Source organism: Erwinia sp. S38 (assembly GCF_016624545.1).
Taxonomy (GTDB): domain Bacteria; phylum Pseudomonadota; class Gammaproteobacteria; order Enterobacterales; family Enterobacteriaceae; genus Erwinia; species Erwinia coffeiphila.
In genome coordinates this window covers 30,764-56,811 of record NZ_JACVTS010000022.1, presented here as the reverse complement: position 1 = coordinate 56,811, position 26,048 = coordinate 30,764, and the positions used below count along the sequence as shown (strand labels likewise).

Here is a 26,048-nt window from a genome sequence, read left to right as displayed (position 1 = left end):
AAAATTATTACCTGAAGCGCGTTCCCAGCCGTGACGCCTCAATCATCTGTCGTGTAACCGGATGAGCAGGCTGTTCGAATAGCTGTCGAACGCTGCCTTGTTCCACCACTCTCCCTTCATCCATAACCATCAGCGTTCCCCCCATCTGCGCAGGCAGTGTTAAATCGTGCGTTACCATCAGCAGTGCGACTCCGCGTTGCTGCTGGAGTGAAATAAGCAGCTGGACCAGCGCCTGTCGTGTCATACCGTCTGCGCCGCTGGTCACCTCATCGCACAGCACAATGTCCGGACGGATAATCAACGCTCGCGCCAGCGCCACGCGCTGCTGCTGGCCGCCGGAAAGCGTTGATATCCGGCAATCGCCCAGCGATGCCGACAACCCAACCTGATCCAGTACCTGATAAATACGCCGACGCCGCTCTGCGCGGCTCAGGCCAGGAACGTGCAGCATTAGCGGGCGATCCAGCAGGGATTCGACGGTATAGAACGGGTTAAGCGAGCTGGCTGGATTTTGCGCGACGTACTGTAAGCGGCGGTGCTGGGCGAGGCTGCGTGCCTCCACGGCAAACGGCAGAACATCGCCACCCAGCAACATCGCGCCGTCCATACGCGCATGCAGACCGGCCAGCGCGCGCAGCAGCGTGGTCTTGCCACAGCCTGAACGCCCGGCCAGCGTCAGCGTCTGGCCTGGTGCCAGCGCAACGTTTACCGGCCCTACCGTTGTCTGCTGGCCATAGCGGGCCACCAGCTGTTCAACAATCAGCTGCGGTTTTCCCGCTATTACCGGGCGATGATGAAGGCTCTGAGGTTGCCACGCAGCCAGCAGTCGACCTGCAAATGGCGTTTGGGGACGCCGCAAAAAGTCAGCGGTACGCTGCGTTTCCACGATTTCCCCGGCGTTCATCACCACAATGCGATCGGCAATCTGGCTGGCCTGCGGCAGGTCATGGGCAACAAACAGCACCGACATTCCCCGCTTACGCGCCATACGTGCCACCCAGGCCAGTAGCGTTCGGGTACCCAGCGGATCCAGCGCGCTGGTCGGTTCATCCATTACCAGTAAGGCGGGAAAACCCAGTAATGCGGCGGCCAGCATCACGCGCTGCCGTTGCCCGCCGGAGAGTTGATGAGGATATCGACGTAAAAATGCCGATTCCTCCGGCAGACCAAACTCGCGAAAGAAAACCCGCGTCTGCGCACGCCGCTGCCGGGCAGAAATGCCCCGGCTTCGCGCCATAATACGCAGATAGCCGCCAACCGTTTGCGCCGACATCAAAGCCAGACGCGGATCCTGAGGGACATACCCCACCGTCGAACGACGCAGTCGCCGAAGGACCGCCGAAGAACAGCTCAAGACGGACTGCCCCGCCAGCCAGATCGCCCCCGACGTCCGTTGTACCGTCAACGGCAATTGGCCCAGCGCCGCATGCAGCAGCGTACTTTTCCCGGCTCCCGAGCTGCCAACCAGCGCCACGACTTCGCCCTTCGTAATAGTGAGAGAAACGCGCTTTAGCAGGATCTGCTGCGGCAGCGCGAGTGAAACGTCGCGCATTACCAGTACCCGACCGGCCTCGGGTGGCTTAAGGTGGCAGAGTGAATCCACTGAGGCGATGCGGTCTGAGCGTCGCCGGGGCCTGCGTTCGACACTCAGGGTCAGCGGCAGAACCAGCAACAAAATAGCCAGCGTGGGGGCCAGCACGGCCCATGGCTGAACAGTCAGCCCCTGACGGTTTTCCATAATCATCAATCCCCAGTCCGCCTGTGGCGGTATCGCCCCCAACCCGAGAAAACTGGCGGTGGAGAGAATAAAAATCGCGCTGAGCAGGCGGATGCCGACATCTGCGGCCAGAAGGGGCAGCAGATTCGGCGCGATTTCCCGGAGCATGATGGCTAAGGATGTCTCACCGCGGCCACGCGCGATGTCAACATAGTCCTGCTCAAGCTGCCTGAGCGCTGCCGCGCGAACCAGCCGGAAAATATCCGGCAGCATCACCAGCACGGCAGCCACCACCACCGGAAGATAGCCCGTGCCACTCACCGTCACCACTAGCGTCAACAGCAGCAGGCCGGGTACGCTGAGCAGGAGATCGGCCAACGTCAGCAGCAGCCGATCTGTCACCCCACCGCGCAGCGCCGCCAGCATGCCGGACAATGCCCCCAGTCCCCAGGCAAACGCCGTACTTGTCAGCGCCAGCATCACCAGCCATCGCCCACCGCTGAGTACGCGACTGGCAACGTCAGCGCCAAGATAATCCGTTCCCAGAGGGGTGCTCCAGTTCGGTGGAGCAAACGGCATATCGCGGATCTCATCCACCGGCCAGGGGGCCAGCCACGGTCCGGCGATCGCCAGCACCAGCATGATGAAAAACAGCATCAGCGAGAAAGATTGCCGTTTAGCCACCCTCGCCTCCGCGCCGTGCTGCCGGATTTAACATGGCGGTTAACAGGTCGGCGATACCATTCAGCAAAACCGTCACAGCACAGATAACCATCGCGATCCCCATGACCACTGGCGTATCGCGCAACAGCGTGGCGTTCAGCAGAGAAGCCGCCAGCCCGGGCCAGCCAAACAGCGTTTCAGCGACCAGCGCACCGCCAGACAGATAAGTGATATACCGCGCCAGCACCGGCAACGTGTTCCCCAGCGCCTGCGGCAGTATCCAGCGCACAATCACCTGCCGCTCGCTGATGCCATTAAGCCGGGCATTCTCACAGGCGGACGACCGGGAAGCGCGCAGCACGCCAAGCCGCATCAGCTTGATATTCTGTGCCAGGCAGACGCTGAGCAGCGTGAGAACGGGTAAAATAAACTGCGGCCACTGCCGCCACAGTGATTGCGCAGGGGAAATCAGTGAGAGTGCAGGCAGCCAGTGCAGAGTGAGAGAGAAAATCAGCACCAGCAGCGTACCGGTGACAAATTCCGGCAGTGCGACAAAGATCAGCGACAGCAGGCCACACGCTCGATCGAATCCACGGCCGGGATGTAAGCCGCACCAGGTGCCGCAGAAAAATGTCAGCAGCAACAACAGCACGCTGGCCACGCCGCCCAGCGCCAGCGAGTAGCGGCCGCGATCCCAGAGCAGCTGGCTGACCGGTCTGTTGTTCAGATAACTGTGACCCCAGTCCCCCCGAAGAATCCCGGAGAGCCAGTTCGCATAACGTTCTGCCAGCGGTCGGTCCAGACCGAGCTGCACGCGAACGATTTCAACCTGCTGCCGATCAGCGTTACCGGCAAGTCGGGAGGTTGCCGCATCGCCTTTCATCATCGACAGAGCAAAAAATACGATAGCCGACAGCAGCCATAGCGTTCCCAGCGCCTGGAGCAATCGTCCTGCCAGGCGTCTTGCAATAGTGCGGATCACGGACGGGCTAGCCAGGCATTGCGCAACAGCGGGTAATCAAAGAAGCCGGCGGCCTGGACTCCGAATACCTGCGGTGAAGAAACCGCCACGGAGGGGAGTCGGGCAAAGATGGCATCACCACCCTGCTGCCATAGCCACTGCTGTACATCCGCGACACGGCCGCGCAGTTCCTCACCGTGCGCCGCCTGCATCGCCGCGATCAGCTTATCGAGCTGCGGGGATGCAGGACCGGTAAACGGCCACGGGGCGGCGGAGCCGTAATAGAACGGCAGCGCGACGGGTAACGGCATCGGACGATAGAGGTTGGTTTGCAGTGGCGCATTGAGCAATGCCCCGAAATCGCTGTAATAATCTGCCGCGGGCAGGCGGTTAAGGCTGAACGAGAATCCTCCGGCCTTTGCCTGACGCAGCAGCAGGGTGGCGCTTTCGGCCGTGCCGTATTCGTAATCACTGGTGCGGATCGCGGCGATGACCTCACTAAGCCCCGCCTTGTGCAGTATCGCTTTGGCACGGTCGGGATCGTAGCCGCGCACGGGAAGATCGTCGTTAAACCACGGCTGACCGGCACCCAGTGCATCATTACCGACTTCGCCCAGCCCCATCGTGACGGCACGCACCATGGCTTCACGATCGATAGCGTACTTGAGCGCTTCAGCCACTTCGGGGCGATTAAACGGAGCCTTGCTCAGATTCATACTCATCGCCAGGCTGCTCATTTCATTTTGCGCCGACTGCCAGAGCTTCAGTGCCGGATTCTGCTGTTCGGCGCGCACGGTCAGCAGCGACATTCCTCCTGCGTAATCGAACTGCCCGGCTTTCAGGCCATTAAGTCGCGCCGTCGTCTCCCCGATGGCATAAAGCTCGATTCCATCCAGCCACGGACCGCCGTTTGCGGCATCCCAGTAATCGCCACGGGCGTGCAGCACGCTTTTATCCGGCGTCCAGTGATGCAGAGTAAACGGCCCGCTGCCCCCCGCCGCCGAAAAATCCTGAGTATTCTCTGGAAAGATGAATATCGACTGCGCCAGCAGCAGGTCAAACGAACCCACCGGGCGCGTCAGCTGTAACAGCAGGGTCTGCTCGTCCTGCACCCGTGATGCGGCAATATCCAGCGGTTTCAGCCAGCCGCCCTGGCTGCCCGGCTGACTGTGCCAGGTACGCAGACTGAAAAAGACGTCTCTGGCGGTCAGTGTACGTCCGTCACTGAAGGTGACGCCCTGACGTACTTTAATCGCCCAGCGCGTACGATCGGCGTTCGGCTCGGCAGACTCCATCAGCCGCCAGACCATTTTCCCGTTATCGGTTTCCGCCAGTGAATCCCAGATCAGACGGGCGCGAACATAATCAATATTGCTGTTCGTTGCCTGCAAAACGTTGACTGAATCGCTGCCCGAACCGGTAAAAGCGGCGCGCAGTACACCGCCTTTGGCCGGGGCAGGTTCTGCCGAAAAGGCTGAATGACTCCATGTTGGTAACACCGCCATTCCGGCGGAGATACCCATTGCCTTTAACAGCGTTCTTCTGGAAAAACCCTGGTCCATACCACCCGTCTCCCACGCATTTCTGCGCACTTCGTCATTATTTTTAGAATGTTATATCATAACAATAAAAGCAGCGCTATTGATAATCATTCTCAAAAATAAAGCGCACGAGGCGGACTTTCTCAGCTCAGCGCAGCGATCCCTGCTGCGCAGACGTCTTCAGGCTCAGGGGATCAACAGGATTTTCGCCGCCGAAACCCGCTGCGATTCCAGATCGTCAAACGCCTGCTGGCCCTCCGTCAGCGGGCGTGTTTCCACCCAGTCCAGCGGCCCGAGCGCCCCTTCACCCAGCATTTTCAGCGTGACGCAGAAATCATCCATCGTATAAGTGTAAGTGCCGAGCAGGGTGATTTCCGCCAGCGTCAGCTTGCGCATATCGATTTCGCTGGCCCACGCCTGGAGGCCAATATGCATCACCACCCCACCCGGTTTCACCGCCTGTAGCGCCATCTGCCGCGTTGGAGCCGCACCGACCGCATCGACCACCAGCTGCATCTGCGCTTCTTCAACCGGGGTTTCCAGCGGATTGATGCCCACGCAGCCGGTATGCCGCACCGCCGCCTCCCGCCGCAGGCCGTTGGTTTCCGCCAGAGTAATATCCCGGCAGCCCCAGGCGCGCAGCACCAGTACCGTCAGCAGGCCGATAGCGCCGCCGCCAATCACCAGCGCCCGCGTTTCCGCCAGCGGCAGGGGCAGCGCGCGCTGGGTCAGCTTCAACGCGTGGACCACCGTGGCGGCGGGTTCAGTCAGCGCCGCGTGCTGCACTGACAGCCCATCGGGCAGTTTCACCACCGAACGGGCGGGGATCTTCATAAACTCGGCAAACGCGCCCGCCCAGTCCATGCCGACCATATGGCGGTCGCTGCACAGATTATCGCGCCCCTGGCGGCAGAATTCGCACTGTCCGCAGACGATCAGCGGATTAGCCGTGACCCGGTCACCAACGCGGAAACGTGGAGACTGACTTTCCACCACCTCGCCCGCCAGCTCATGCCCGAGAACCAGCCCCGGCTGGCGGCGCGGATCGCTGCCGTGAAAGGCGTGCATATCCGAACCGCATATTCCGGCGGCCCCGATGCGGATCAGCACCAGCTCGCTGCCGTCCTCCAGCTGGGGATAGGGGCGTTCCTCAACGCTGACCCGGTAAGGCTGGGTATAAACTAATGCTTTCATCATTCCTCACTTCATCGTTAAGGTCTGGCCCATCGCCAGACGACCGGCACCGTGGGTGCGACGCCATAAATAGAGCGCGCAGGCCGCGCTGACAAGGCCGATAATCAGCACATAAGCGCAGATCAGCCACGGTTTGCCGCCCAGCATCTCGGAGAAAATCGTCGCCAGCACCGGTGTCAGGCCACCGGCAAAGACGCCGGAAATCTGATAGGCGAAGGAAATACCCGTATAGCGCACCGAGGCGTCGAAGCAGTCGGAGTACACCGAAGACAGCGTGCCGAAGACCGCCGCATGAAAAATGCCGAACGGGATAACAATCGATGCCCAGACGATCCAGATGTTATCCGCATGGCCGTGCATCAGCGCAAACGCCGGGAAGGCAGACAGCCCGGAGAGCGTGGCGCCCATGGCGAATATTCTGGCGCGGCCATAGCGGTCGGCCATATAGCCCCAGAACGGAATAAAGAAGCTCATCACAAAGGCGCTGGCGAGGATCGCCACGATGGCCTGCCCCCGGGGAATATCCAGCGTCTGGGTCAGCCACGTCAGCGAGAACACGCCGAAAATATTGAAGAACACGCCGTCGATCAGCCGCATTCCCATGCAGGTAAACACCAGTCCGGTATGCTTGCGGAACAGCTCCACCAGCGGAATGCGCTTCGGCTTATCCTTCTGCGCTTCTCTCGCCTTGAGGAAATCTTCCGTTTCCGCCACGTTATTACGGATGTAGGTGCCGATAATCACAAACACGCCGCTGAGCAGAAACGGCACGCGCCAGCCCCAGGACATAAACGCTTCATCCGTCAGCAGGAATGACGCCAGACCGATCGCCCCCGAGGCCAGCAGCAGCCCGAGCGACATGCCGATCTGCGGGATACTGGCAAAGAAGGCCCGGTGTTTTTCCGGTGCGGATTCATAGGTCATCAGCACCGCGCCACCCCACTCTCCGCCAAGGCCAATCCCCTGAATCAGGCGGCACAGCACCAGCAGGCACGGTGCCCATAGCCCGATCTGGTGATAGCTGGGTATCAGACCGATAAACACCGTCGCCCCGCCCATAATCACCAGCGTCAGGATCAGCATTTTTTTGCGGCCCAGCGTATCGCCGAAGTGACCAAAAATAATGGCCCCGAGCGGACGGGTTAAAAAGCCGATGGCAAACACGCCGTAGGAGAGCAGCGTGGTGATAAAGGGATCGCCCTCCGGGAAATAGAGTTTGTTAAACACCATTCCGGCGACGGTGCCGTACAGGAAAAAGTCGTACCACTCGATCGTCGATCCGAACAGGCTCGACACCGTGACGCGCCGCAGGTTACCGCTGGCTGGCTGTTGCATAGTGTGTTCCTCTGCGCTGGTAAGTTAGTGTCAGACGGCGCTGTAGCCGCCGTCGACCATCAGTGTTTGCCCGGTGATGTAGGCGCTGGCCTGGCTGGCAAGAAACAGCGTGACGCCGTGCAGATCGGCCATCTCGCCGTTTCGCCCCAGGCAGGTTCGGGCCGCATGGCGCTCGCGCAGTTCATCACTGGCAAACACCGGCCCGGTCAGCGCCGTGGGGAAAAAGCCGGGACCGATGGCGTTACAGGTCACGCCGTCACGCCCCCAGCGCTGGGCGATGGCTCGCGTCAGCTGCACAACGCCGCCCTTGCCCGCGCCGTAGGGTGCGCTGTTGTCAAAGGCGCGCAGGGATTGCAACGAGGCGATATTAATAATCCGCCCCCAACCGCGCTGCGCCATGCCCGGTGCCAGCGCCTGGGTCAGGAAAAACGGCGCTTTCAGATGCAACGCCAGCTGCTGGTCCCAGGCGGCTTCGCTGACCTCCTCAAACGGCTGCCGCAGATTAATCCCTGCCGCATTGACCAGGATATCCACCGCGCCGCACTGCGCCGCCAGGGAATTGATGTCACTAACGCTGCTGACGTCGGCACAGTAGTAGCGCGCCGTTGGGCCCAGCTGATTCAGCCGCTGCGCCGTTTCGGCCAGCTGCCCTTCGCGGCGGGCGGCGAGGATCACCGAGGCACCGGCCCGGGCTAACGCCTCCGCCATCGCCGCGCCGATGCCACTGCCGCCGCCGGTGACCAGCGCCGTTTTGCCCTGTAGATCAAATAAGGATGCAATATGCATGGATTCTCCTTAGCGCGTCACCGGCGTACCGAGCTGGAAAGCGATGCCGGGGAAATATTTTTCCAGGCGAATTTCGGCGGTGCGGGCGTGGGCTTCCATCCCTTCCAGACGCGATATGCGCGCGGTGGCCTCGCCGATTTGCGGGACGGCTTCACGCGGCATCCGCTGCCAGGTCAGCGTTTTGAGGAATTTATGCACCGACAGCCCGCCCGAGTAACGCGCCGCGCCTTTGGTCGGCAGCACGTGGTTAGGCCCGCTGCACTTATCGCCGAAGGCGACGGTGGTTTCTTCCCCGAGGAACAGCGAGCCGTAACAGCTCAGCGATTCCAGCCACCAGTTCAGATCGCGGGTATGCACTTCCAGATGCTCGGAGGCATAGCGGTCGGAGATCGCCACCACCTCTTCACGGCTGTCGCAGAGGATCACTTCGCCGTAGTCACGCCACGCGCAGCTCGCCGCATCGCGCGCCACCGGCGGCAGCAGGTCAATCAGTCGGGGGACTTCCTGCATCACCGCCTCGGCCAGCGGGCGGGAGGTGGTGAACAGCCAGGCGGGCGATTCATGCCCGTGCTCCGCCTGGCCGACCAGGTCGCAGGCCACCACGCGGGCATCGGCGCTGTCGTCGGCAATCACCGCCACTTCCGACGGCCCGGCAAACACATCAATGCCCACCTGTCCAAACAGGGTACGTTTGGCTTCGGCAACAAATTTATTGCCCGGCCCCACCACCACATCGGCAGGCGTACCGGTGAACAGCCCCCACGCCATGGTGGAAATCGCCTGCACGCCGCCGAGGGTCATAATGGTGCTGGCTCCCGCGCGGTGAAAGGCGTAAAGCACGCAGGGATGGATCGACTGGCCGAGATACGGCCCGGAGCAGGCGATAATATTTTTCACCCCTGCCGCTCTGGCCGTTGCTACACCCATATAGGCCGAGGCGATGTGGGCATAGCGGCCCGCCGGGGCGTAGCAGCCGACGGTATTCACCGGCAGCACCTTCTGCCCGGCGATCAGCCCGGAAGGCAGCGTCACTTCAATATCTTTCACCGACTCACGCTGCGCGCAGGCAAAGGTGTAAACCTGCTCGATGGCGTAGTCGATATCCCGCCGGACGTCGGCGGGGACTTCGCGTATCTGCGCCGCAATCTGTTCCGGGGTCAGAACGATCTCACCGCTCCATTTATCCAGCGAGTGGGCATAGCGGCGCACCGCCTCTTCCCCTTCGGCCTTAATCGTCGTGAGCATCTCTTCAACCACCCGACGGGCTTCTGAAGTATTGGACTCCGGCGTCTTCGTTGCTTTTTTTAACCAGGTTACTGACATACGCATCTCCGAGGTTTAAGTGTGCCCGACGGCTGTTCATTGCGTCGATACTCCTGTGTCATATACATGACCTAGCTATATCTATAATGAGCATTTCCCCGAAGCGCAAAAAACAATCGAACAAAAAGTGATCGCGATCGGCTTCATGCTTCAGAAGTTTATGCGCGATCACATTTTAAGCCGGTTTTGTTATCACCTAATTAATAAAGTGATATCAATCATCGATTTAATCGATTTAGCTTTGTTAAGTCTTTGCCATCGCTTGTCCCTGCACCCATCGGCCTTTATTCGTGAAGTCCCTCGCAAAAAATTAAGCCTGCGCGGAAAAAATTTTGCTTTAATCAAGTCATGTAATATATGTCATATACATGAGTTGCATTATTGTTCAAACAACGGAGGCGGTTATGAGTATCGATTTTGTCGTACACGATGATGGCGATTCTGTCGGGGTCGTAGTGGTGGAAGGCGTGGAAGCAGGCCAGAAGCTGACGGGGTGGATCATGGATCAAAACAAAACGATCGAATTTGCGGTGAAGGATGCCATTCCGATTGGCCATAAGTTAGCCATTCGCGATCTGGCCGTGGATGACACGGTGATCAAATACGGCGAAGACATTGGCCGCGTGGTGGCGGCTATCAAACAGGGCGAGCATCTTCACGTTCACAACGTTAAAACCAAAAGGTGGTAACTATGGAAATCCAGGGAAGCAAGTTTGCAGGCTATCGTCGCGAAAACGGCCGTGTGGGCATTCGCAATCATGTGATTGTGCTGCCGGTGGATGATATCTCCAACGCCGCGGCGGAAGCGGTGGCCAACAACATTAAAGGCACGATTGCGCTGCCGCATCCGTACGGCCGCCTGCAGTTTGGTGAGGATCTGGAGCTGCACTTCCGTACGCTGATCGGCACCGGCTGCAACCCGAACGTGGCGGCGGTGATCGTCATCGGCATCGAGCCGGGCTGGACCCGGCGCGTGGTCGACGGCATTAAAGCCACGGGAAAACCGGTTGCGGGGTTCTGGATTGAGCAGAACGGCGATCACAACACCATCTGCGCCGCATCGCGTAAGGCGCGGGAATTCTCGCAGTACGCTTCAGAACTGCAGCGTGAAACCTGCGATATCAGCGAGCTGTGGGTGTCGACCAAGTGCGGCGAGTCGGATACCACCTCCGGCTGTGGCGCGAACCCGTCGGTCGGTAACCTGTTCGATCGTCTGCACGCCAACGGCAATACGCTGCTGTTCGGGGAAACCTCCGAGCTGACCGGCGGTGAACATCTGGTGGCCGCGCGGTGCATCAATGACGACGTGCGGACGAAGTTCCAGTTTATGTTCGATCGCTACAGCGCAATGATTGACCGCTGGAAGACCAGCGATCTCTCCGAATCGCAGCCGACCAAGGGCAACATCGAAGGCGGGCTGACCACTATTGAAGAGAAAGCGCTGGGTAATATCCAGAAAATCGGCAAAAAATGCTCCGTGGACGGCGTGCTGGACAAGGCCGAAACGCCGACCGGGCCGGGGCTGTGGTTTATGGATTCCTCTTCAGCCGCAGCCGAGATGGTCACGCTCTGTGCCGCAGCGGGCTATGTGGCGCACTTCTTCCCCACCGGACAGGGGAACGTGATCGGCAATCCGATCCTGCCGGTGATTAAGATCTGCGCGAACCCGCGCACGGTGCGGACGATGTCTGAACATGTCGATGTTGACGTGTCCGCCCTGCTGCGCCGGGAAATGACCATGGACGGCGCGGGCGATGCGCTGCTGGAGTGCCTGATGCGCACCGCCAACGGCCGCCTGACCGCCGCCGAGGCGCTGGGCCACAGAGAGTTCGTTCTGACCCGTATCTTTGAAAGTGCGTAATCTCCCGCCCGCCGATCCCGGCGGGCTTTGCTTTCCCGATCGCCTGCGGCGCTGATCCTCTCCGGTTCGCCGCCGTCAGGCACTGCGAGGACAACCGCATGCGATTTCTCAAGCACCTGTACGTCCAGGTTCTCATCGGCCTGGTCGCCGGGGTTGCTGTGGGGTACGCGTTTCCTGATTTAGCCGTTCAGATGAAACCCCTTGGCGACACCTTTATCCGCCTGATCAAGATGGTAGTCACCTTAGTGATTTTCTGTACCGTAGCCATTGGTATTGCCCGCATGGAGAGCCTGAAACAGGTCGGCAAAGTGGGGGGTAAAACCCTGCTCTACTTTGAGCTGATCACTACGCTGGCACTGATTATCGGCATGGTGGTGGCCAACGTGATGCAGCCCGGCAAGGGGATGAACGTGGATGCCGCGAAGCTGGACGGCAGTGCGATGAGCCACTACGTTAACGTCAGCGAACACAGCAAAGGTTTCCTTGAGCAGATCATCCCCGATTCAGTAATCGGTGCCTTTGCGCAGGGTAATCTGCTACAGGTGCTGCTGTTTTCCGTACTGTTTGGCGTGGCGCTGTCGCTGGCCTCCAGCCGCAGTGCCTTCCTGACCAAAACCATTGAGCAGTGCGGCGAGGTGCTGATGCGCATCGTCGAACTGATTATGCGGCTGGCCCCGCTTGGCGCGTTTGGCGCAATTGCCTTTACCGTCGGTAAATACGGCCTGACCTCGCTACAGCATCTCGGCATGCTGATCGTCTGCCTGTATATCACCAGCTTCCTGTTTATCGGCGGCGTGCTGGGTCTGATCTGCAAACTGGTCGGCGTCAGCATGTGGCGGCTGATTGTTTACTTCCGCGAAGAGCTGCTGATTGTGCTGGGCACCTCGACCACCGAATCGGTGCTGCCGCGCCTGATGGTGAAGATGGAAAAGCTGGGCTGCGACCGGGCCATCGTTGGCCTGGTGCTTCCCACCGGATATTCCTTTAATCTGGACGGCGCGGCGATCTATCTCACCATGACATCGCTGTTTATCGCTCAGGCCACCAATACGGACCTTACCCTGTGGCAGCAGATGGGCCTGCTGCTGATCCTGCTGCTGACGTCCAAAGGCGGTGCGGGCGTGGCCGGGGCGGCGCTGATTGCGCTGACCGCGACCCTGGCCACGCATAATATTATTCCCCTCGCCGGGATCACCCTGGTGCTGGGCATTGACCGGATACTGAACGAAATGCGTGCGGTGACCAATATGATTGGCAACGTGGTGGCCACGCTGGTGATCGCCCGCTGGGAAAACAAGCTGGATCTGGCACAGGCGCAGGAACAGCTCAGAGCCGGTCCCGGTAAAATTGTCCTGCCAGATACGCCACTCCCCGATACCGAAGAAGAAGGAAGCACAACACGATGAGCCACGAAACAATCGCCCTGCACGACCTCGCCTGCCTGGGGCAACGCGCGCTGGTGAAGCTGGGGGTGGAGGTTCAGGCCGCCGCCGAAACCTGTGCGGCGCTGATGGCCGCCGAGCGGGCAGGCATTCCCTCCCACGGCTTTGCGCGGCTGCCCTACTACCTCGACCAGCTGGTTAGCGGCAAACTGAACTCCCACGCCAGGCCATCCGTCAGCCAGCGCGGTGCGGTGGTGAACGTCGATGCGGATTCCGGTCTGGCCTTCCCGGCCGTGCAGCGCGGCCTGGATCGCGGCATCGCACTGGCGCAGGAGTTCGGCATCGTCAGCGTGGCGGTCAGTCATTCGCATCACTTTGGCATGGCGGGCTACTACGCCGAACAGGCCGCGCGTCAGGGATTACTTTGCCTGGCATTCAGCAACGGCCCGGCGGCGATGGCCCCGTGGGGCGGCAATGCGCCGCTGTACGGCACCAACCCGGTAGCGTTTGCCTCACCGCGCCAGCAGGAAGGACCGCTGGTGATCGACCTGTCATTGTCGGAAGTGGCTCGCGGCAAAATCATGCTGGCCAGCCAGAGAAAGGAAGCGATCCCGCTGGGCTGGGCTATCGATCGCCAAGGCAACCCGACTCAGGACGCGGACGCCGCGCTGGCGGGCAGCATGGCACCGGCCGGAGGGGCCAAGGGTGCCGCGCTGGCGCTGATGGTGGAGCTGCTAACGGCGGGGCTGACCGGTAGCCACTTTGGCTTCCAGGCCAGCTCATTCTTCAGCGCCGAGGGGGAACCTCCGCATATCGCGCAGCTGCTGCTGCTGCTCAATCCGGCCTTCTTCTCAGCGGGTTACTTGCAGCACAGCGAGTTGCTGTTCCGCGCGATGCTGGAACAGCCGGGCGTGAGGCTGCCCGGTAAGCGACGCCAGGCTCTGGCCAGGCAGCACGGCGAGACGCTGGATCTGCCCGCCACGCTGCTGGAGCAGCTGCGCCTCAGAGCTGGTTAACGTAGGCGTGATGCCGGGTGAGTACGGTGGAAACGCGGTACTCAACCGGTTTATCCTGAAAATCCCTTGCCGTACGCCAGATGCGCAGCAGCGCTTCCCCTTCGGCGGCCTCCAGATGCAGCACCTCGTCCGGCCCGGCATTCACCGCTTTGATCTGTTCATGGGCATTAGCCACCGTGCAGGCGTACTTTTGCTGATACAGCTGATAGAGCGTATTCGGCAGGATCTCCGGCTCACGGTCCATACCGGGGAAACGCGCCGCATCCACGTAGACGTGCTCCAGTATTGCCGGTGCCCCGTCGAGATCGCGTACCCGCCAGATATGAATCACCTTGCTGCCCGGTGCAATATCCAGCGCCGCCGCTTCTTCTGCAGAGGCGGAGCGTAAATGCCGTGCCAGCACCCGGGATAGCGGCAGCGAGCGCTCGCCGTTTTCACGCAGCACGTTAAAGAAGCGAAATAACGCGCTGTCCGAATCATGGGCGGCCACCACCGTACCTTTACCCTGATAGCGGATCACCACGTTATTACTCACCAGCTCGTTCAGCGCTTTGCGCAGCGTGCCGATACTGACGTTATAGGCGTCGGCCAGGCTGGCTTCACTGGGAATATAGGTGCCCGCAGGCCACTCGCCGGAGGCAATTCTTTCCAGCAGCAGCTGGCTGATTTGCAGGTAAAGCGGCTGGAAAATCGCCGATTTCACTTCAGCGGATGATGAAATATCCTGATTCATACTCTCTTCCTCCGACCTACAGGCGCTGAATAATATTGACAGTCATACTATGACATATACAGGAGTGGCAGGCATCTTTCCGCGTTCAAATATCGGGCAAAAATGAAGATTTCACTGGAATTGTGAACCCGGTCGATTATTGTCCGGGTTGATTATTTTTGGCAAATCCGCCTCCATTAGTCGTGGCCTTACCCATGACCAAAAAGGCGTAAAACTTAAATAACAAACTGTATTTGATAACAATAGTCCATCTAACAGCCTCATCTTAAATACGCATTACCCTGTCGGCACCACCGTCAATTACCCTGAAAACTGTACGTTTACCTGATATTCAGATTGATTATAACGATATAATAAATTGTTTTTTCAAACCGATTAGTCGCATCCTCAGTCCTATACATGAGGAGAGAACCATGACCGATATTCCGCTGGTACAGTATTCGCACACGGCTAAACGCTTTATTCCCGGCATTCTGCTCACGCTGGCCATTGCCCTCGGCACCGCGTGGCTGGGTAACCAGCCGTTGATGTCAGGACTCGGGCTCGGGGCGCTGACCCTGGCGATTATCGTGGGCATCGTGCTCGGCAACACGGTTTATCCCCTGCTGCACCCGCAGTGCGATGAGGGCGTACAGTTCGCCAAGCAGAAGCTGCTGCGGCTGGGCATTATCCTCTACGGCTTCCGGCTGACCTTTCAGCAGGTGATGGATGTTGGACTGAGCGGTGTGGTGGTCGATGTGGCGATGCTCAGCAGCACCTTTCTGATTGCCAGCTATATGGGGTCGCGCCTGCTCGGTATCGATCGCCAGACCGCGTGGCTGATCGGTGCGGGCAGCAGCATCTGCGGCGCGGCGGCGGTGCTGGCAACGGCCCCGGTGGTGAAAGCGGAATCGTCAAAGGTTGCCGTCGCGGTCGCCACCGTGGTGATCTTCGGGACCGCCGGGATCTTCCTCTATCCGTGGATCTGGCATCACGTTGCCTCGCTGATCCCGGGCATATCGGCAACCCAGTTTGGGGTGTATACCGGGTCAACCATGCATGAAGTTGCCCAGGTGGTAGCCGCGGGCCACGCCGTCAGCCCGGAAACCGAAAACGCAGCGGTGATTGCCAAAATGCTGCGCGTGATGATGCTGGCCCCATTCCTGCTGGTGTTAAGCATCTTTATCAGCCGGGATACAGCGGAGAGCGGCACAACGGCACAGCGCATCGTCTTCCCGTGCTTTGCCCTGATGTTTATTGTGGTGGCCATGTTCAACTCGTTCCACCTGCTGCCGCTGCCTGTGGTGGCCACCATCAACAGCCTGGATAACGTCATGCTGGCGATGGCAATGGCGGCACTGGGGCTGAGCACGCGTATCAGCCAGCTGATGAAGGCCGGAACCCGCCCGTTTGCCCTGGGACTGTTCCTGTTTATCTGGCTGATTGTCGGCGGGGGCGCGATTAATCTGCTGGTGCACCACGCGCTGGCTTAACCCGACCGGCGCAGGGGCGCACTCCCGTCGGCCGCTGCGCCGTTCACTTCTCCCGATTCGTCAGCCGCCAGACCAGCGTCTGTCTGGCATGAGCGATTCTCGGCTGGCGCAGCGCGCTCGGCAGCCACACCAGGCTGTAACGGATTTCAGTGTCACCGACCGGCGCACCGAGCGCCACCAGCTCACCGCTGTCTAACTGCGTACGACAAAGGAATTCCGGCATCACCGTCCAGCCGAAGCCCTTACACAGCAGGCTGCGCTGGCCGCGCAGATCCTGGCCGACCATCGCAGGCAACAGTGCGTCATACTTAATCCGGTTTTTATCCAGCCAGCGGTCGATCAGCGACAGCTCAAGGTTGTAGGCCAGCAGCGGTTCCTGAAGTAACGCCAGAGCGAAATCCGGCTGCTGCCGTAGCCGATGTGCCACCGAGGGCGCGGCCACCGCCAGCACGCGATCGGTGAAGATCACTTCACCTTTCAGCCGCGAATCGCTCACCGGGTGTGCGGTAATGCCCAAATCACAGTGCCCCTCCACCACCATCTGCACCACCATCTCACCGTCGCCGGTGTGCATATGTACGCGAATATCGTTTTCCAGCAGCGGCAGCAGCTCCCCGGCCAGCTTCTCCGCCATAAAATCCGCGTGGCCGATGATTTGCAACGTGCCGCTGACGTCCATCGAGCGCGCACGGGCAGAAGCCAGCGCCGACTCGGCGGTATCCAGGGTATTGCCGATATCGGCCGCTAAGTCGTCCGCGGCGGCGGTCGGCACCACGCCCTGCGGCTGACGCTGAAACAGCGCGCGGCCCACGGCGACCTCCAGCCCGCTGATATGCTGCGAAACCGCAGGCTGCGTCAGATTTAGCGCTCTGGCCGCGCCGGAAATGGAACCCTGGCGGTAAACTTCAATGAAAGTGCGTAAGCGAACCAGTGACATGCTGACCCCATAAAAATATTTATACCCCTGCAAAAATAGCCTTGTTAGCGGCGAAAATCCACGGCGGGTAAGCTTGCTGCATCTTACGAATCAGCGAAAGGCAATGAACACCATGACTCACAGCACGCTTGAGCAGGACTTACAGCACATTCTTCTGACTATGAAGCAGGCACATTTACAGGCGGGTCCGGCCCCGCTGGCACTGCGGCGCGACCGCCTGCTGCGCAGCGCCGCACTGATCCGCGATAATCATGCGGCGATTGCCGCCGCCATCAGCGCCGACTTCGGCCACCGCAGCGCGTATCAGACGATGACCGCCGACCTGCTGATCACGATCGGGATGCTGCAACACGCGGCAGATCATGTGGCCGAATGGATGAAACCGGAGGCCGCTGAAGTGCCGGTCGCAGGGATGCAGGCGTGGATTGAACCCCAGCCGCTGGGCGTGGTGGGCGTGATCAGCCCGTGGAATTTTCCGATTAACCTGGCATTCGGGCCGCTGGCGGGCGTGTTCGCCGCAGGCAATACCGCAATGCTCAAGCCGTCGGAGCTGACGCCTGAAACCTCTGCGCTGCTGGCCGAACTGGTGGCGCGCTATTTCGACCCGAACGAGCTGGCCGTGGTACTGGGCGACGCCGCCACGGGCCAGGCGTTCAGCGCCCTGCCGTTCGACCATCTGGTGTTTACCGGCAGCACTTCGGTAGGTAAACACGTAATGCGCGCCGCTGCCGAAAACCTGGTGCCGGTGACGCTGGAGCTGGGCGGAAAATCGCCGGTGGTGCTGGATGTCGATGCCGATCCGCAGCTGGCCGCCGAAAGAACCCTGACCATCAAGACCTTTAACGCCGGACAGATCTGTATTTCCCCCGACTATCTGCTGCTGCCGCAGGCGGCGGAAGAGGTGTTTACCGACGCCGCACGCGCCTTTATCCGCCGATCTTTCCCCACCGTGCAGGATAACCCGGACTACACCGCCATCATCAGCGATCGCCACTATCAGCGGCTGACCGATCTGCTGGCCGATGCCGCCGCCAAAGGTGCGCGCATTATCAGCCTGGCACCGGAGGGTGAAGCCGATTTCGATCCGCTGAGCCGTAAAATCGCCCCGCATCTGATCCTCGACGTCAGCGAAGAGATGAAGGTGATGCAGGAGGAGATATTTGGTCCGCTGCTGCCGGTGAAAACCTATGTGGGCGATGTCAGTGAGGCGATGGCCTACATTAACGCGCACCCGCGTCCGCTGGCCGCCTACTACTTTGGCAACGATCCGCTGCGCCAGCAGCAGATGGCGCAGCGGACCACTTCCGGCGCGCTGGTGATCAATGACGTGATGACCCACGCGGCGATCGACAGTCTGCCGTTTGGCGGCGTTGGCGCATCGGGGATCGGTGCCTATCACGGCATTCACGGTTTCCGCCGCTTCAGCCACGCCAAGCCGGTCGTGGTCCAGGATGAAGCGGGCACCACCAATTTACGTCTGCGCGCCCCGTATCAGGATAAAACTGCCGCCGTCGCGGCTATGCTTAATCAATAATCACTCTTTATTACCTCATCACCGGAGAACCCGTAATGAAAATTTTAATGGTACTGACTTCACACGCCGAGCTGGGTAACACCGGTGAGAAAACCGGCTTCTGGCTGGAAGAATTTGCTGCGCCCTACTACGTCTTCAAAGACGCGGGCGCGGAGGTGGTGCTGGCCTCGCCTGCCGGTGGTCAGCCGCCGCTGGACCCGAAAAGCGATCTGCCGGATTTTCAGACGGTAATGACCGACCGCTTTAAGGCCGACAGCGCGGCGCAGCAGGCACTGGACAGCACCGTGAAGCTGGAGACGGTCAATCAGCAGGACTTTGATGCGGTATTTTATCCCGGCGGCCACGGCCCCTGTGGGATCTGGCCGAATCCGCCGACTCCATTGCGCTGATTGAAGCCTTTGATCGCGCCGCTAAGCCCATCAGCTTTGTCTGCCACGCGCCGGGCGTGCTGCGCCACGTGAAATCCACCGGCGGCGCACCGCGCGTTCAGGGCAAACAGGTGACCGGCTTCAGCAACAGTGAAGAAGCGGCGGTGCAGCTGACCGACGTGGTGCCTTTCCTGATTGAGGATGAGTTTATTGCCGCTGGCGCACACTATCAGAAAGGTGCCGACTGGGCCTCATTCGTGGTGGAGGATGGCAATCTGATCACCGGCCAGAACCCGGCCAGCTCGGAAGATGTGGCGAAGGCGCTGCTGAAAAAACTGGGCTAACACGGCGGGAACGGCACGCGATTGACGCTTAGCTTCACTCTACCGGGCCGCCTGGCCCGGTTTTTCGCGTTGCGGGTTATCGGTTTTTCCGACAGATTCCGTGCATCACTCGACGCCATTATTTTCATGCCGCTGCCCGCTTCGCTCCTCACAGTTCTGCCCGATGTCATCAGCTTCATCCACCTGCCACTGCAGTAATGCCGCTAAATAGCCGTAACGTGCCTCCGGGCTGAAACCCTGCCAGATACGGCCACTGTCAGCTGCGGACAGCCTGAAGTAGTCGCGGAAAAAGTGCGCACTGTCTCTCAACATTCTCATTTCATCTCCCCCACGTTTCGCTATCGGCCCGAGCAAAGCGGATCGTCCCGTTCCCGGAACGTGAACGATTCGTGATCCGACTCACGCAAGACTTGTTGCATTTTTGTTAGTTTCGCCGCCATAATTACGAACGAAGATGATAAAACCTTCATTCGAAGCCTAACACACCTGAAGCGGAGCTGTCACGATGAGCGATTTCACCTCTAACACCCTACCTGAAGACCATAAAGCCCTAATCCGGCTGATGAAAAAGCAGCTTCGCCAGCAGATCGGTGATGTTGAAGGGCTTTTTAATCAGGTTAAGCAAAAAATCACAGCTGAAATCGCCCATGCCAGAGCGGAAGAAGCCGAGCACGGCACCGCCTGGCCGGTGATTAACTGGGCGGATATCGCTGAAAAACGCATTACTGCTGAACAGATCGCGGCGATCAAAAGGCGCGGCTGCGTGGTGGTAAAGCAAACCTTCCCGCGTGATAAAACCCTGGCGTGGGATACCTCGATGCTCGACTACCTGGACCGCAATGATTTCGATGCGCAATACCGCGGGCCGGGGGATACGTTCTTTGGCAGCCTGGAGGCGTCACGGCCGGAGATTTATCCGATCTACTGGTCCACCGCGCAGATGGAAGCGCGGCAAAGCGAGGCAATGGCCGAAACGCAGTCGTTCCTTAATCGCTTGTGGAAATTCGAATCGGAAGGCGTGAAGTGGTTTAACCCGGACGTCAGCATCATCTATCCAGACCGAATTCGCCGCCGCCTGCCGGGAACCACCTCAAAAGGGCTGGGTGCACACACCGACTCCGGCGCGCTGGAGCGATGGCTGCTGCCCGCCTATCAGCAGGTTTTCAGCAAAATATTCAGCAATCAATTTGACGCGTACGACCCGTGGGATGCGGCGCATCGTACCGAGGTTCATGAATATGATGTTGATAATACGACCAAATGTTCTGCCTTCCGCACCTTCCAGGGCTGGACCGCGCTGTCGGATATGCAGCAGGGCCAGGGGTTGCTGCACGTGGTGCCGGTGCCGGAAGCGATGGCCTATGTCCTGCTGAGGCCGCTGCTGGACGATGTTCCGGAAGATGAACTGTGCGGCGTGGCACCGGGCAAAGTGCTGCCGATCTCGCCACAGTGGCATCCTGACTTGATTGAGGGGCTGAGTTCCATCCCGTCGCTGCAGGCGGGCGACTCCGTGTGGTGGCACTGTGATGTGATCCACTCGGTGGCACCGGTGACCGATCAGCAGGGCTGGGGCAACGTGATGTATATCCCTGCGGCACCGCTCTGCGAGAAGAATCTGGCCTACGCACACAAAGTGGCGCAGGCGCTGGATCAGGGAACGTCGCCGGGCGATTTCCCACGGGAGGACTACGAACGCGACTGGCAGCAGCGCTTTTCTACTGCGGATTTGAACAACATCGGCAAGCGCAGCCTCGGGCTGGAATAAGTGACAAAACGGCTGGCCTGAAGTTTTGGGCCAGCCACAATACTCGCTGCCTGGTACAGGCGTAGTGTGCCATCAAAAATATCTGTTAGACTGAACCGAATTATTCCAGCCTTATCAAAGCCTGAATGAACAGCAGACACGAACATATCATCCAGCTGGTGAACGAAAGAGGCAGCGTTAGCGTCAGCGAACTGGCGCAGCTGACCGGCGTTTCTGAAGTCACCATCCGCCAGGATCTCAACGCGCTGGAACGCGATAATTTTCTAAAACGCGTCCACGGCTCCGCTGTCGCCCCCGACAGCGACGACGTGAATTCCCGCATGCAGACCCGCTACAAAATCAAGCAGGGGCTGGCGGAGTTTGCCGCCTCGCAGATCGGCGACGGTGAAGCCATCTTTATTGAAGGCGGCAGCACCAATGCCCTGCTGGCCCGCGCTCTCGCCTCACGCAGCGATCTGACGATTATCACCGTCAGCCACTTTATCGCCCATCTGCTGCGCGATTCGGAGTGCGAAGTGGTTATCCTCGGCGGCCAGTATCAGAAAAGCAGCGAATCCGTGGTCGGGCCGCTAACCCGCTACTGCATCCAGCAGCTTAACTTCCATAAAGCTTTTATCGGCGTGGACGGCTGGCACGCGGACACCGGCTTTACCGGCCGCAATATGATGCGCTGCGACGTAGTGAACGCGGTGATGGCCAGGGGCACCTGGACCATCGCGCTGACGGATTCGTCCAAATTCGGCAGCGTCCACCCCTATCCTATCTCGATCGAACACACTTTCAGTCAGATCATTACCGATGATGGCCTGTCGCCTGACATACGTAACACGCTGATTAAGCAGAAATATCAGCTGGATATTGTTGCACAGCGCCGCTAACACCAGGCAGACTGACGGTCGTTTTCAGCTAAAAAAGGATTTACCGCCATGACAATAACCATCCGCGCAGCAACGCCCGATGATATCGACGGTCTGTTTCACGTGCGCACCTCGGTTCGCGAAAATACGCTGACTTGTGAAGAACTTGAAGAAATGGGGATCACGAGGGCCGCCGTGACCGCCATGATCCAGAATTCATCCTGTGCCTGGGTGGCGGCTGAAGACCAGAAAATTGTCGGCTTTTCCATGATTATCCCGGAAGATGCCTGCCTTTTTGCCGCTTTTGTTCTTCCTGAATATGAAAACAGAGGAATAGGTAAACGACTGGTTCAGGTTGCTGAAGATGAGCTGTTCCGGCAGCACGACGTTATCTGGCTGGAAACGGGTAAAACTACGCGCGCAGCCGGATTCTATCGTCATAGCGGATGGGGCAACGAAATCCCCGCAGGCGAAGGCGATATTCGCCTGGAAAAACGCAAAGCCTGAGGGCGCTGCGCTCTTAATAAGGAATCAGCAGTATGGCTGAAAACGCTAAAGGTCGTGCCAGGTGGTATCTGGGCAGCGTGCTCTGGTATGGCGGCCTGAACAATAAGACCGGCAAAGAGAACCAGTTTGGCTTCCTGAAATCGGAAACCCGGGCCGAGCTATTCTTTCATAAAAACGAGATTGTCGGCAGCCAACTGCCCGATGAAAACTCACCGGTGCTTTTTCGTGAAGGTGTGGGCAAACATGCTAAGCCCACCGCGTATGAGGTCCATCTGCTTGATGCGGCAGCAACGGCCGATAAACTGGTGGATTACTTCGGTGCCTTTGGCCAGGGCGAAATTCAGTTCAACGGCTGGCCGCTGCGTGAAAAAGTCATTACCTGCTTCGTCCGGGCCTGGGGAGATGATGTCGTCAGCAGGCTGATTGCCAGCGGCATCGCCCCTTACCACCTGCTAGCGCTGTTTCAACAGCGTCAATATTATCCAGAGCTGTTTGAAGCTATTGCCAGCCACAAAGATTTTAACGATCTGATCGCACTAGACATTAGCCCTGACACCCTGCCACGCGAGTTTATCGATAAACATGTTGAGCAGTTCGCCGCATGGATGAAAAAATGGGCCGGAAACCATCCTGCGCCTTCGCCCGCGCAGTCTGCGCTGATAGAAACGCTGCTGAAAAAGATTTCGCTTAGCGCCACGCTCTATCTGGCGTTTTTCAACTGCCTGCCGGGTGAAACGCTTCTCAAGCATCGCGGCAGCGATATTAACGAGTTTATCCGACGAAGCTTCGGCCAGGATAAAATGGCGGTTGAACCTTATATTCGTGATGCTTATCCGCGTGCGTTTGCCTCAAAAGCCGACTGGTACCAGCATCCGGTATTCCGTGACTTTATCACCCCCTGCCTGCTGAAGCAGAAGATGTTCAGAAAGGATTTCAGCTTCGTCAGTGATATCGAGTCCAGCCCGGAACTATCCGCCGATCCGGAATTTTTTATTCTCGCTAAACTGCTGCCGCTCATCGGCCGCAACGACGAAGCAGCAATACAGAGCGTGATCCTGCATGAGATCTGGCAGGCCCTGCTCTCGGGCAGATTCACCGTTGGTCATCCTGCCATCTTCAGACTGTTTCCGCAGTGTACATCGTTGCAAAAACGCTTCAGACATATCAGGTTGTCATGCGAAGCGTTCCACTGGCGGGCAAAACAGGCCGACGGCTCGACAGAAAACCGCTTCCTCTGCCGGTCGAAAGTCTGCGAGGAACCACGCGTCCTGCCCGATCTCAGTAAAGCGTTTGTGGATTTCTCGATTTATGACTGGCTGGCCCACTACGGCATGCAGTATCTGGTCGCCGGTGAGCCGTCGAAACGTGATTTACCGATTAAACTGGCCGCCTGGTTTAATCGTATCAGAGAGCTGTTTGCCCGCCTCAACTGCCGCAGCTGCGGTCTGCTGATGGTTCCCAATATGAAATATTCCCGCGTTGAGGTTACCGTGTGGGATGCAGCGAGCAACGGGTTTATCCGTAAACCTTTCCAGGCAGCCTATCGCCTGACGGTGTTTAAGTGCGCCAGCCACGGCTGCGAACAGTTTGACATCAGCCACTATATCAACCACTGCATTGGCTACAAATGCAGTGAAATTATTGACGACCGGGATCTGACGGAGAAATGCGACGAAGGGCGCTATATCTGTGCTTCCTGCGGCTCTTGCTGTACGCATCACAGGGAAAAATATGGCAATACCGGCGGCGGCGAAACGGAAGCGGTGCAGTACGAGCGCTTCTACGGTGGTTCGCCTTATTTCAACCGTTAAGCTGAGTCACATAAATGCAGATCGTTTATGAATCATCTGGTATTACGAAGACTTAGCGGTTACAGATGGAGTAACATGAGGGACATGGAACCGTGAAGGCAGACTATTGTTTATGAACCGTAAACCCACCATGAAAGAACTGGTTGCTGCTACGCAGTTTAGCCGCGCAACCATCGATCGCGTCCTCAACAATCGTCCGGGGGTCAATCCGAGGACCGTTGAAGCCGTGCAGCGCGCCTATGCCTCGTTGCTGGTTGAGGCCGCGGGTGGTGTGAAGCCTGCTGCGGTGAAACAGAATGCCCATTTTGCGCTGGTGGTTCAGGGTGGTGAGGAGTACAACGCCTCAGTCAGGCTGGCGGGCGAGAAAATCGCAGGCCAGCTCAATACACGGGGCGTTACGCTGGATATTGCCGACTGCTCTGTCACCGATGACGACGAGGTGGTGCGGTTAATCATCCAGAAGGCGGGCAAGGCAGATGCCATCGCCATCGTGGCGAAAAATACCCCGGTGATTAATGCTGCGGTGCTCAAACTGAAGCAGCAGGGAAAACGCATCATTGCGCTGGTGAGCGATCTCGAACCCGACGCCCGTGACGCCTATATCGGTATTAACAACCGTGCGGCGGGCCAGGCGGCAGGCTTTATTCTGGGCCGGCATCTGCAGCATTGTCCACAGGCCAGCGTGGCGGTGATTGTTGGCACGCTCTCCTACAGCTGCCACGATGATCGCGAAATCGGTTTTCGGGCGCAGATCAGAAAAACCCTGCCTTCAGTCAACGTGCTGGAAGTAGTGTCCGGCAATGACGATACGCAGCAAACCTACGATGCAGCGATCCAGTTGCTGAAAACCGATCCCACTATCCGCGCGGTGTACAACGTCGCCGGAGGAAATGCAGGCCTGGCCGCCGCGCTGGAGGAGTATCAGGGCGCGATTAAACCGGTGGTGATCACGCATGAAGTCAACGAGGTCACCGAGCGCCTGATTCTGGCAGAGAAAATTGATTATATTCTGTCGCAGAACATCCCGCAGCTGCTGCTTGAAACGGTGGACAGGCTGCTCGCGCTATCCCAGCAAAAACCGGTGCCAGCGCATACCTTTGTGCCAATTGAAATCGTTACCCGCTTCACGCTGATGCCGGGCTAATCGAAGCGGGATGCTGGCAACTATCCAGCATCTGGCATCCGGCATCCGGCATCCGGCATCTGGCATCTGGCATCTGGCATCTGGCATCTGGCATCTGGCATCCTGAGTTTGCCCTGAGCACTGTACGTTTGAAACAGGCTACCGGGCAATTTATGCCGAAAGGCGCAATCTAAAGCGGTTTCAGCACCAGTACCGCATAGCGGCACGCCCGTTCGCTGCGGTTGATAAACACGCAGTCGGCCGGATCGCCCAGCGCCAGGCAGTCGCCTTCTTTCAGCTCAAAAGTTTTTTCCCCTTCCTGAAACACCAGTTCGCCGCCGATCACCCAGATTAACTGGCGGCGGGACAGATAGGAGATGGCGGGCATCGGCACCGATACGCCTGCTGGCAGCTCCACGCTGACCAGATCCGCCGGGATCTGCTGTGGGGAAACGTGCCGCCGAATATATCCCGTTTCCGGGTCCTGCCACACCGGCTGCTGAGCCAGCGTCAGCAGCGTGCCCGACTGCATCTCACTCTGCGCGATCAGCTGGGACATACTCATATCATACGATCCAGCCAGTCTGGCCAGCAGCGTCGCCGTCGGGCTGCTCTCACCGCGTTCAATTTTATGGATCATCGCCCGGGAAACACCGGAGTGCTGCGCCAGGTCGGTCAGCGACCAGCCGCGCAGTTCCCGCTCCAGTTTAATCCGCTGGCCGATACGGTGATTGATGTCATCTTCTTTACTGGACAAATCATCTAACATAGTGGATAAATAAAATAGTAAACAATACGTCCACTTTATTAGATGAATC

General features: G+C 58.9%; 22 protein-coding genes and 1 pseudogene. 12 read left to right on the top strand and 11 right to left on the bottom strand.

Annotated features, from left to right (window positions below):
• Positions 1 to 7 precede the first annotated feature (7 nt).
• The 7 genes from IBT46_RS21060 to hisD all read right to left on the bottom strand — a co-directional run bounded on the left by IBT46_RS21060 (position 8) and on the right by hisD (position 9,520).
• Entirely contained in the window at positions 8 to 2,401 is a 2,394-nt protein-coding gene (locus IBT46_RS21060) for an ATP-binding cassette domain-containing protein (protein WP_200547276.1), read from the bottom strand.
• Positions 2,394 to 3,362, bottom strand: coding sequence for an ABC transporter permease (locus IBT46_RS21055; protein WP_200547275.1), 969 nt, complete (start codon positions 3,360 to 3,362; stop codon positions 2,394 to 2,396). The genes IBT46_RS21060 and IBT46_RS21055 overlap by 8 nt, the downstream gene beginning before the upstream one ends.
• Entirely contained in the window at positions 3,359 to 4,903 is a 1,545-nt protein-coding gene (locus IBT46_RS21050) for an ABC transporter substrate-binding protein (RefSeq protein ID WP_200547274.1), read from the bottom strand. Before IBT46_RS21050 ends, IBT46_RS21055 begins: the two co-directional genes overlap by 4 nt.
• Positions 4,904 to 5,068: 165 nt before the next feature.
• Positions 5,069 to 6,079, bottom strand: coding sequence for an alcohol dehydrogenase catalytic domain-containing protein (locus IBT46_RS21045; RefSeq protein ID WP_234480226.1), 1,011 nt, complete (start codon positions 6,077 to 6,079; stop codon positions 5,069 to 5,071).
• Positions 6,080 to 6,082: 3 nt separating this feature from the next.
• Complete coding sequence (locus IBT46_RS21040; RefSeq protein WP_200547273.1) at positions 6,083 to 7,411, bottom strand: MFS transporter; 1,329 nt, start codon at positions 7,409 to 7,411, stop codon at positions 6,083 to 6,085.
• A gap of 30 nt (positions 7,412 to 7,441) precedes the next feature.
• Positions 7,442 to 8,197, bottom strand: a complete 756-nt coding sequence (locus tag IBT46_RS21035) for an SDR family NAD(P)-dependent oxidoreductase (RefSeq protein WP_200547272.1) — start codon at positions 8,195 to 8,197, stop codon at positions 7,442 to 7,444.
• Positions 8,198 to 8,206: 9 nt separating this feature from the next.
• Positions 8,207 to 9,520: a histidinol dehydrogenase gene (hisD, locus tag IBT46_RS21030; RefSeq protein WP_200547271.1), complete on the bottom strand. Its 1,314-nt coding sequence runs from the start codon at positions 9,518 to 9,520 to the stop codon at positions 8,207 to 8,209.
• A gap of 404 nt (positions 9,521 to 9,924) precedes the next feature.
• On the opposite strand from hisD, the gene IBT46_RS21025 reads away from it, so the two are divergent.
• The 4 genes from IBT46_RS21025 (at position 9,925) to IBT46_RS21010 (ending at position 13,779) form a co-directional block, all read left to right on the top strand.
• A complete protein-coding gene (locus IBT46_RS21025; protein ID WP_105591934.1) occupies positions 9,925 to 10,209 on the top strand; it encodes a UxaA family hydrolase in 285 nt (94 codons plus the stop codon).
• A gap of 2 nt (positions 10,210 to 10,211) precedes the next feature.
• Complete coding sequence (locus IBT46_RS21020; protein WP_200547270.1) at positions 10,212 to 11,381, top strand: UxaA family hydrolase; 1,170 nt, start codon at positions 10,212 to 10,214, stop codon at positions 11,379 to 11,381.
• A 98-nt stretch (positions 11,382 to 11,479) separates the two neighbouring features.
• Positions 11,480 to 12,787 carry a C4-dicarboxylate transporter DctA gene (dctA, locus tag IBT46_RS21015; RefSeq protein ID WP_200547269.1) on the top strand — a complete coding sequence of 436 codons (1,308 nt, stop codon included), beginning with the start codon at positions 11,480 to 11,482 and terminating at the stop codon, positions 12,785 to 12,787.
• Positions 12,784 to 13,779 carry an Ldh family oxidoreductase gene (locus IBT46_RS21010; RefSeq protein ID WP_200547268.1) on the top strand — a complete coding sequence of 332 codons (996 nt, stop codon included), beginning with the start codon at positions 12,784 to 12,786 and terminating at the stop codon, positions 13,777 to 13,779. The genes dctA and IBT46_RS21010 overlap by 4 nt, the downstream gene beginning before the upstream one ends.
• Here the strand turns inward: IBT46_RS21010 and IBT46_RS21005 are convergent.
• Entirely contained in the window at positions 13,766 to 14,512 is a 747-nt protein-coding gene (locus IBT46_RS21005) for a GntR family transcriptional regulator (RefSeq protein WP_200547267.1), read from the bottom strand. The genes IBT46_RS21010 and IBT46_RS21005 overlap by 14 nt on opposite strands.
• A gap of 413 nt (positions 14,513 to 14,925) precedes the next feature.
• On the opposite strand from IBT46_RS21005, the gene IBT46_RS21000 reads away from it, so the two are divergent.
• Positions 14,926 to 15,984, top strand: a complete 1,059-nt coding sequence (locus IBT46_RS21000; RefSeq protein ID WP_200547266.1) for a YeiH family protein — start codon at positions 14,926 to 14,928, stop codon at positions 15,982 to 15,984.
• 43 nt (positions 15,985 to 16,027) lie between these two features.
• Here IBT46_RS21000 and IBT46_RS20995 read toward each other — a convergent pair whose 3' ends face one another.
• Positions 16,028 to 16,921 (bottom strand): LysR family transcriptional regulator, encoded by an 894-nt coding sequence (locus IBT46_RS20995; protein WP_200547265.1) that lies wholly within the window; start codon positions 16,919 to 16,921, stop codon positions 16,028 to 16,030.
• A gap of 112 nt (positions 16,922 to 17,033) precedes the next feature.
• On the opposite strand from IBT46_RS20995, the gene IBT46_RS20990 reads away from it, so the two are divergent.
• Positions 17,034 to 18,455, top strand: coding sequence for a coniferyl aldehyde dehydrogenase (locus tag IBT46_RS20990; RefSeq protein WP_200547323.1), 1,422 nt, complete (start codon positions 17,034 to 17,036; stop codon positions 18,453 to 18,455).
• Positions 18,456 to 18,490: 35 nt separating this feature from the next.
• Positions 18,491 to 19,167: pseudogene (locus tag IBT46_RS20985) on the top strand (type 1 glutamine amidotransferase domain-containing protein).
• 105 nt (positions 19,168 to 19,272) lie between these two features.
• On the opposite strand, the gene IBT46_RS20980 reads toward IBT46_RS20985, so the two are convergent.
• Positions 19,273 to 19,485, bottom strand: a complete 213-nt coding sequence (locus IBT46_RS20980; RefSeq protein ID WP_200547264.1) for a hypothetical protein — start codon at positions 19,483 to 19,485, stop codon at positions 19,273 to 19,275.
• A 187-nt stretch (positions 19,486 to 19,672) separates the two neighbouring features.
• Here IBT46_RS20980 and IBT46_RS20975 point away from each other — a divergent pair, with 187 nt between their 5' ends.
• The 5 genes from IBT46_RS20975 (at position 19,673) to IBT46_RS20955 (ending at position 25,251) form a co-directional block, all read left to right on the top strand.
• Positions 19,673 to 20,932, top strand: a complete 1,260-nt coding sequence (locus IBT46_RS20975) for a DUF1479 domain-containing protein (RefSeq protein WP_200547263.1) — start codon at positions 19,673 to 19,675, stop codon at positions 20,930 to 20,932.
• A gap of 125 nt (positions 20,933 to 21,057) precedes the next feature.
• Positions 21,058 to 21,810, top strand: coding sequence for a DNA-binding transcriptional regulator YciT (locus IBT46_RS20970; RefSeq protein WP_200547262.1), 753 nt, complete (start codon positions 21,058 to 21,060; stop codon positions 21,808 to 21,810).
• A gap of 48 nt (positions 21,811 to 21,858) precedes the next feature.
• Positions 21,859 to 22,296 carry a GNAT family N-acetyltransferase gene (locus IBT46_RS20965; protein WP_200547261.1) on the top strand — a complete coding sequence of 146 codons (438 nt, stop codon included), beginning with the start codon at positions 21,859 to 21,861 and terminating at the stop codon, positions 22,294 to 22,296.
• Positions 22,297 to 22,328: 32 nt separating this feature from the next.
• Positions 22,329 to 24,107 (top strand): cold-shock protein, encoded by a 1,779-nt coding sequence (locus IBT46_RS20960; protein ID WP_200547260.1) that lies wholly within the window; start codon positions 22,329 to 22,331, stop codon positions 24,105 to 24,107.
• Positions 24,108 to 24,219: 112 nt separating this feature from the next.
• A complete protein-coding gene (locus IBT46_RS20955) occupies positions 24,220 to 25,251 on the top strand; it encodes a LacI family DNA-binding transcriptional regulator (protein WP_200547259.1) in 1,032 nt (343 codons plus the stop codon).
• A gap of 169 nt (positions 25,252 to 25,420) precedes the next feature.
• On the opposite strand, the gene IBT46_RS20950 is transcribed toward IBT46_RS20955, so the two are convergent.
• A complete protein-coding gene (locus IBT46_RS20950; RefSeq protein ID WP_200547258.1) occupies positions 25,421 to 25,999 on the bottom strand; it encodes an XRE family transcriptional regulator in 579 nt (192 codons plus the stop codon).
• Positions 26,000 to 26,048: the final 49 nt, after the last annotated feature.

Coding starts and splice junctions, on each gene's coding strand:
- IBT46_RS21050 (WP_200547274.1), bottom strand. CDS start 4,903: ATGGACCAGGGTTTTTCCAGAAGAACGCTGTTAAAGGCAATGGGTATC.
- IBT46_RS21045 (WP_234480226.1), bottom strand. CDS start 6,079: ATGATGAAAGCATTAGTTTATACCCAGCCTTACCGGGTCAGCGTTGAG.
- IBT46_RS21040 (WP_200547273.1), bottom strand. CDS start 7,411: ATGCAACAGCCAGCCAGCGGTAACCTGCGGCGCGTCACGGTGTCGAGC.
- IBT46_RS21035 (WP_200547272.1), bottom strand. CDS start 8,197: ATGCATATTGCATCCTTATTTGATCTACAGGGCAAAACGGCGCTGGTC.
- hisD (WP_200547271.1), bottom strand. CDS start 9,520: ATGTCAGTAACCTGGTTAAAAAAAGCAACGAAGACGCCGGAGTCCAAT.
- IBT46_RS21025 (WP_105591934.1), top strand. CDS start 9,925: ATGAGTATCGATTTTGTCGTACACGATGATGGCGATTCTGTCGGGGTC.
- IBT46_RS21020 (WP_200547270.1), top strand. CDS start 10,212: ATGGAAATCCAGGGAAGCAAGTTTGCAGGCTATCGTCGCGAAAACGGC.
- dctA (WP_200547269.1), top strand. CDS start 11,480: ATGCGATTTCTCAAGCACCTGTACGTCCAGGTTCTCATCGGCCTGGTC.
- IBT46_RS21010 (WP_200547268.1), top strand. CDS start 12,784: ATGAGCCACGAAACAATCGCCCTGCACGACCTCGCCTGCCTGGGGCAA.
- IBT46_RS21005 (WP_200547267.1), bottom strand. CDS start 14,512: ATGAATCAGGATATTTCATCATCCGCTGAAGTGAAATCGGCGATTTTC.
- IBT46_RS21000 (WP_200547266.1), top strand. CDS start 14,926: ATGACCGATATTCCGCTGGTACAGTATTCGCACACGGCTAAACGCTTT.
- IBT46_RS20995 (WP_200547265.1), bottom strand. CDS start 16,921: ATGTCACTGGTTCGCTTACGCACTTTCATTGAAGTTTACCGCCAGGGT.
- IBT46_RS20990 (WP_200547323.1), top strand. CDS start 17,034: ATGACTCACAGCACGCTTGAGCAGGACTTACAGCACATTCTTCTGACT.
- IBT46_RS20980 (WP_200547264.1), bottom strand. CDS start 19,485: ATGAGAATGTTGAGAGACAGTGCGCACTTTTTCCGCGACTACTTCAGG.
- IBT46_RS20975 (WP_200547263.1), top strand. CDS start 19,673: ATGAGCGATTTCACCTCTAACACCCTACCTGAAGACCATAAAGCCCTA.
- IBT46_RS20970 (WP_200547262.1), top strand. CDS start 21,058: ATGAACAGCAGACACGAACATATCATCCAGCTGGTGAACGAAAGAGGC.
- IBT46_RS20965 (WP_200547261.1), top strand. CDS start 21,859: ATGACAATAACCATCCGCGCAGCAACGCCCGATGATATCGACGGTCTG.
- IBT46_RS20960 (WP_200547260.1), top strand. CDS start 22,329: ATGGCTGAAAACGCTAAAGGTCGTGCCAGGTGGTATCTGGGCAGCGTG.
- IBT46_RS20955 (WP_200547259.1), top strand. CDS start 24,220: ATGAACCGTAAACCCACCATGAAAGAACTGGTTGCTGCTACGCAGTTT.
- IBT46_RS20950 (WP_200547258.1), bottom strand. CDS start 25,999: ATGTTAGATGATTTGTCCAGTAAAGAAGATGACATCAATCACCGTATC.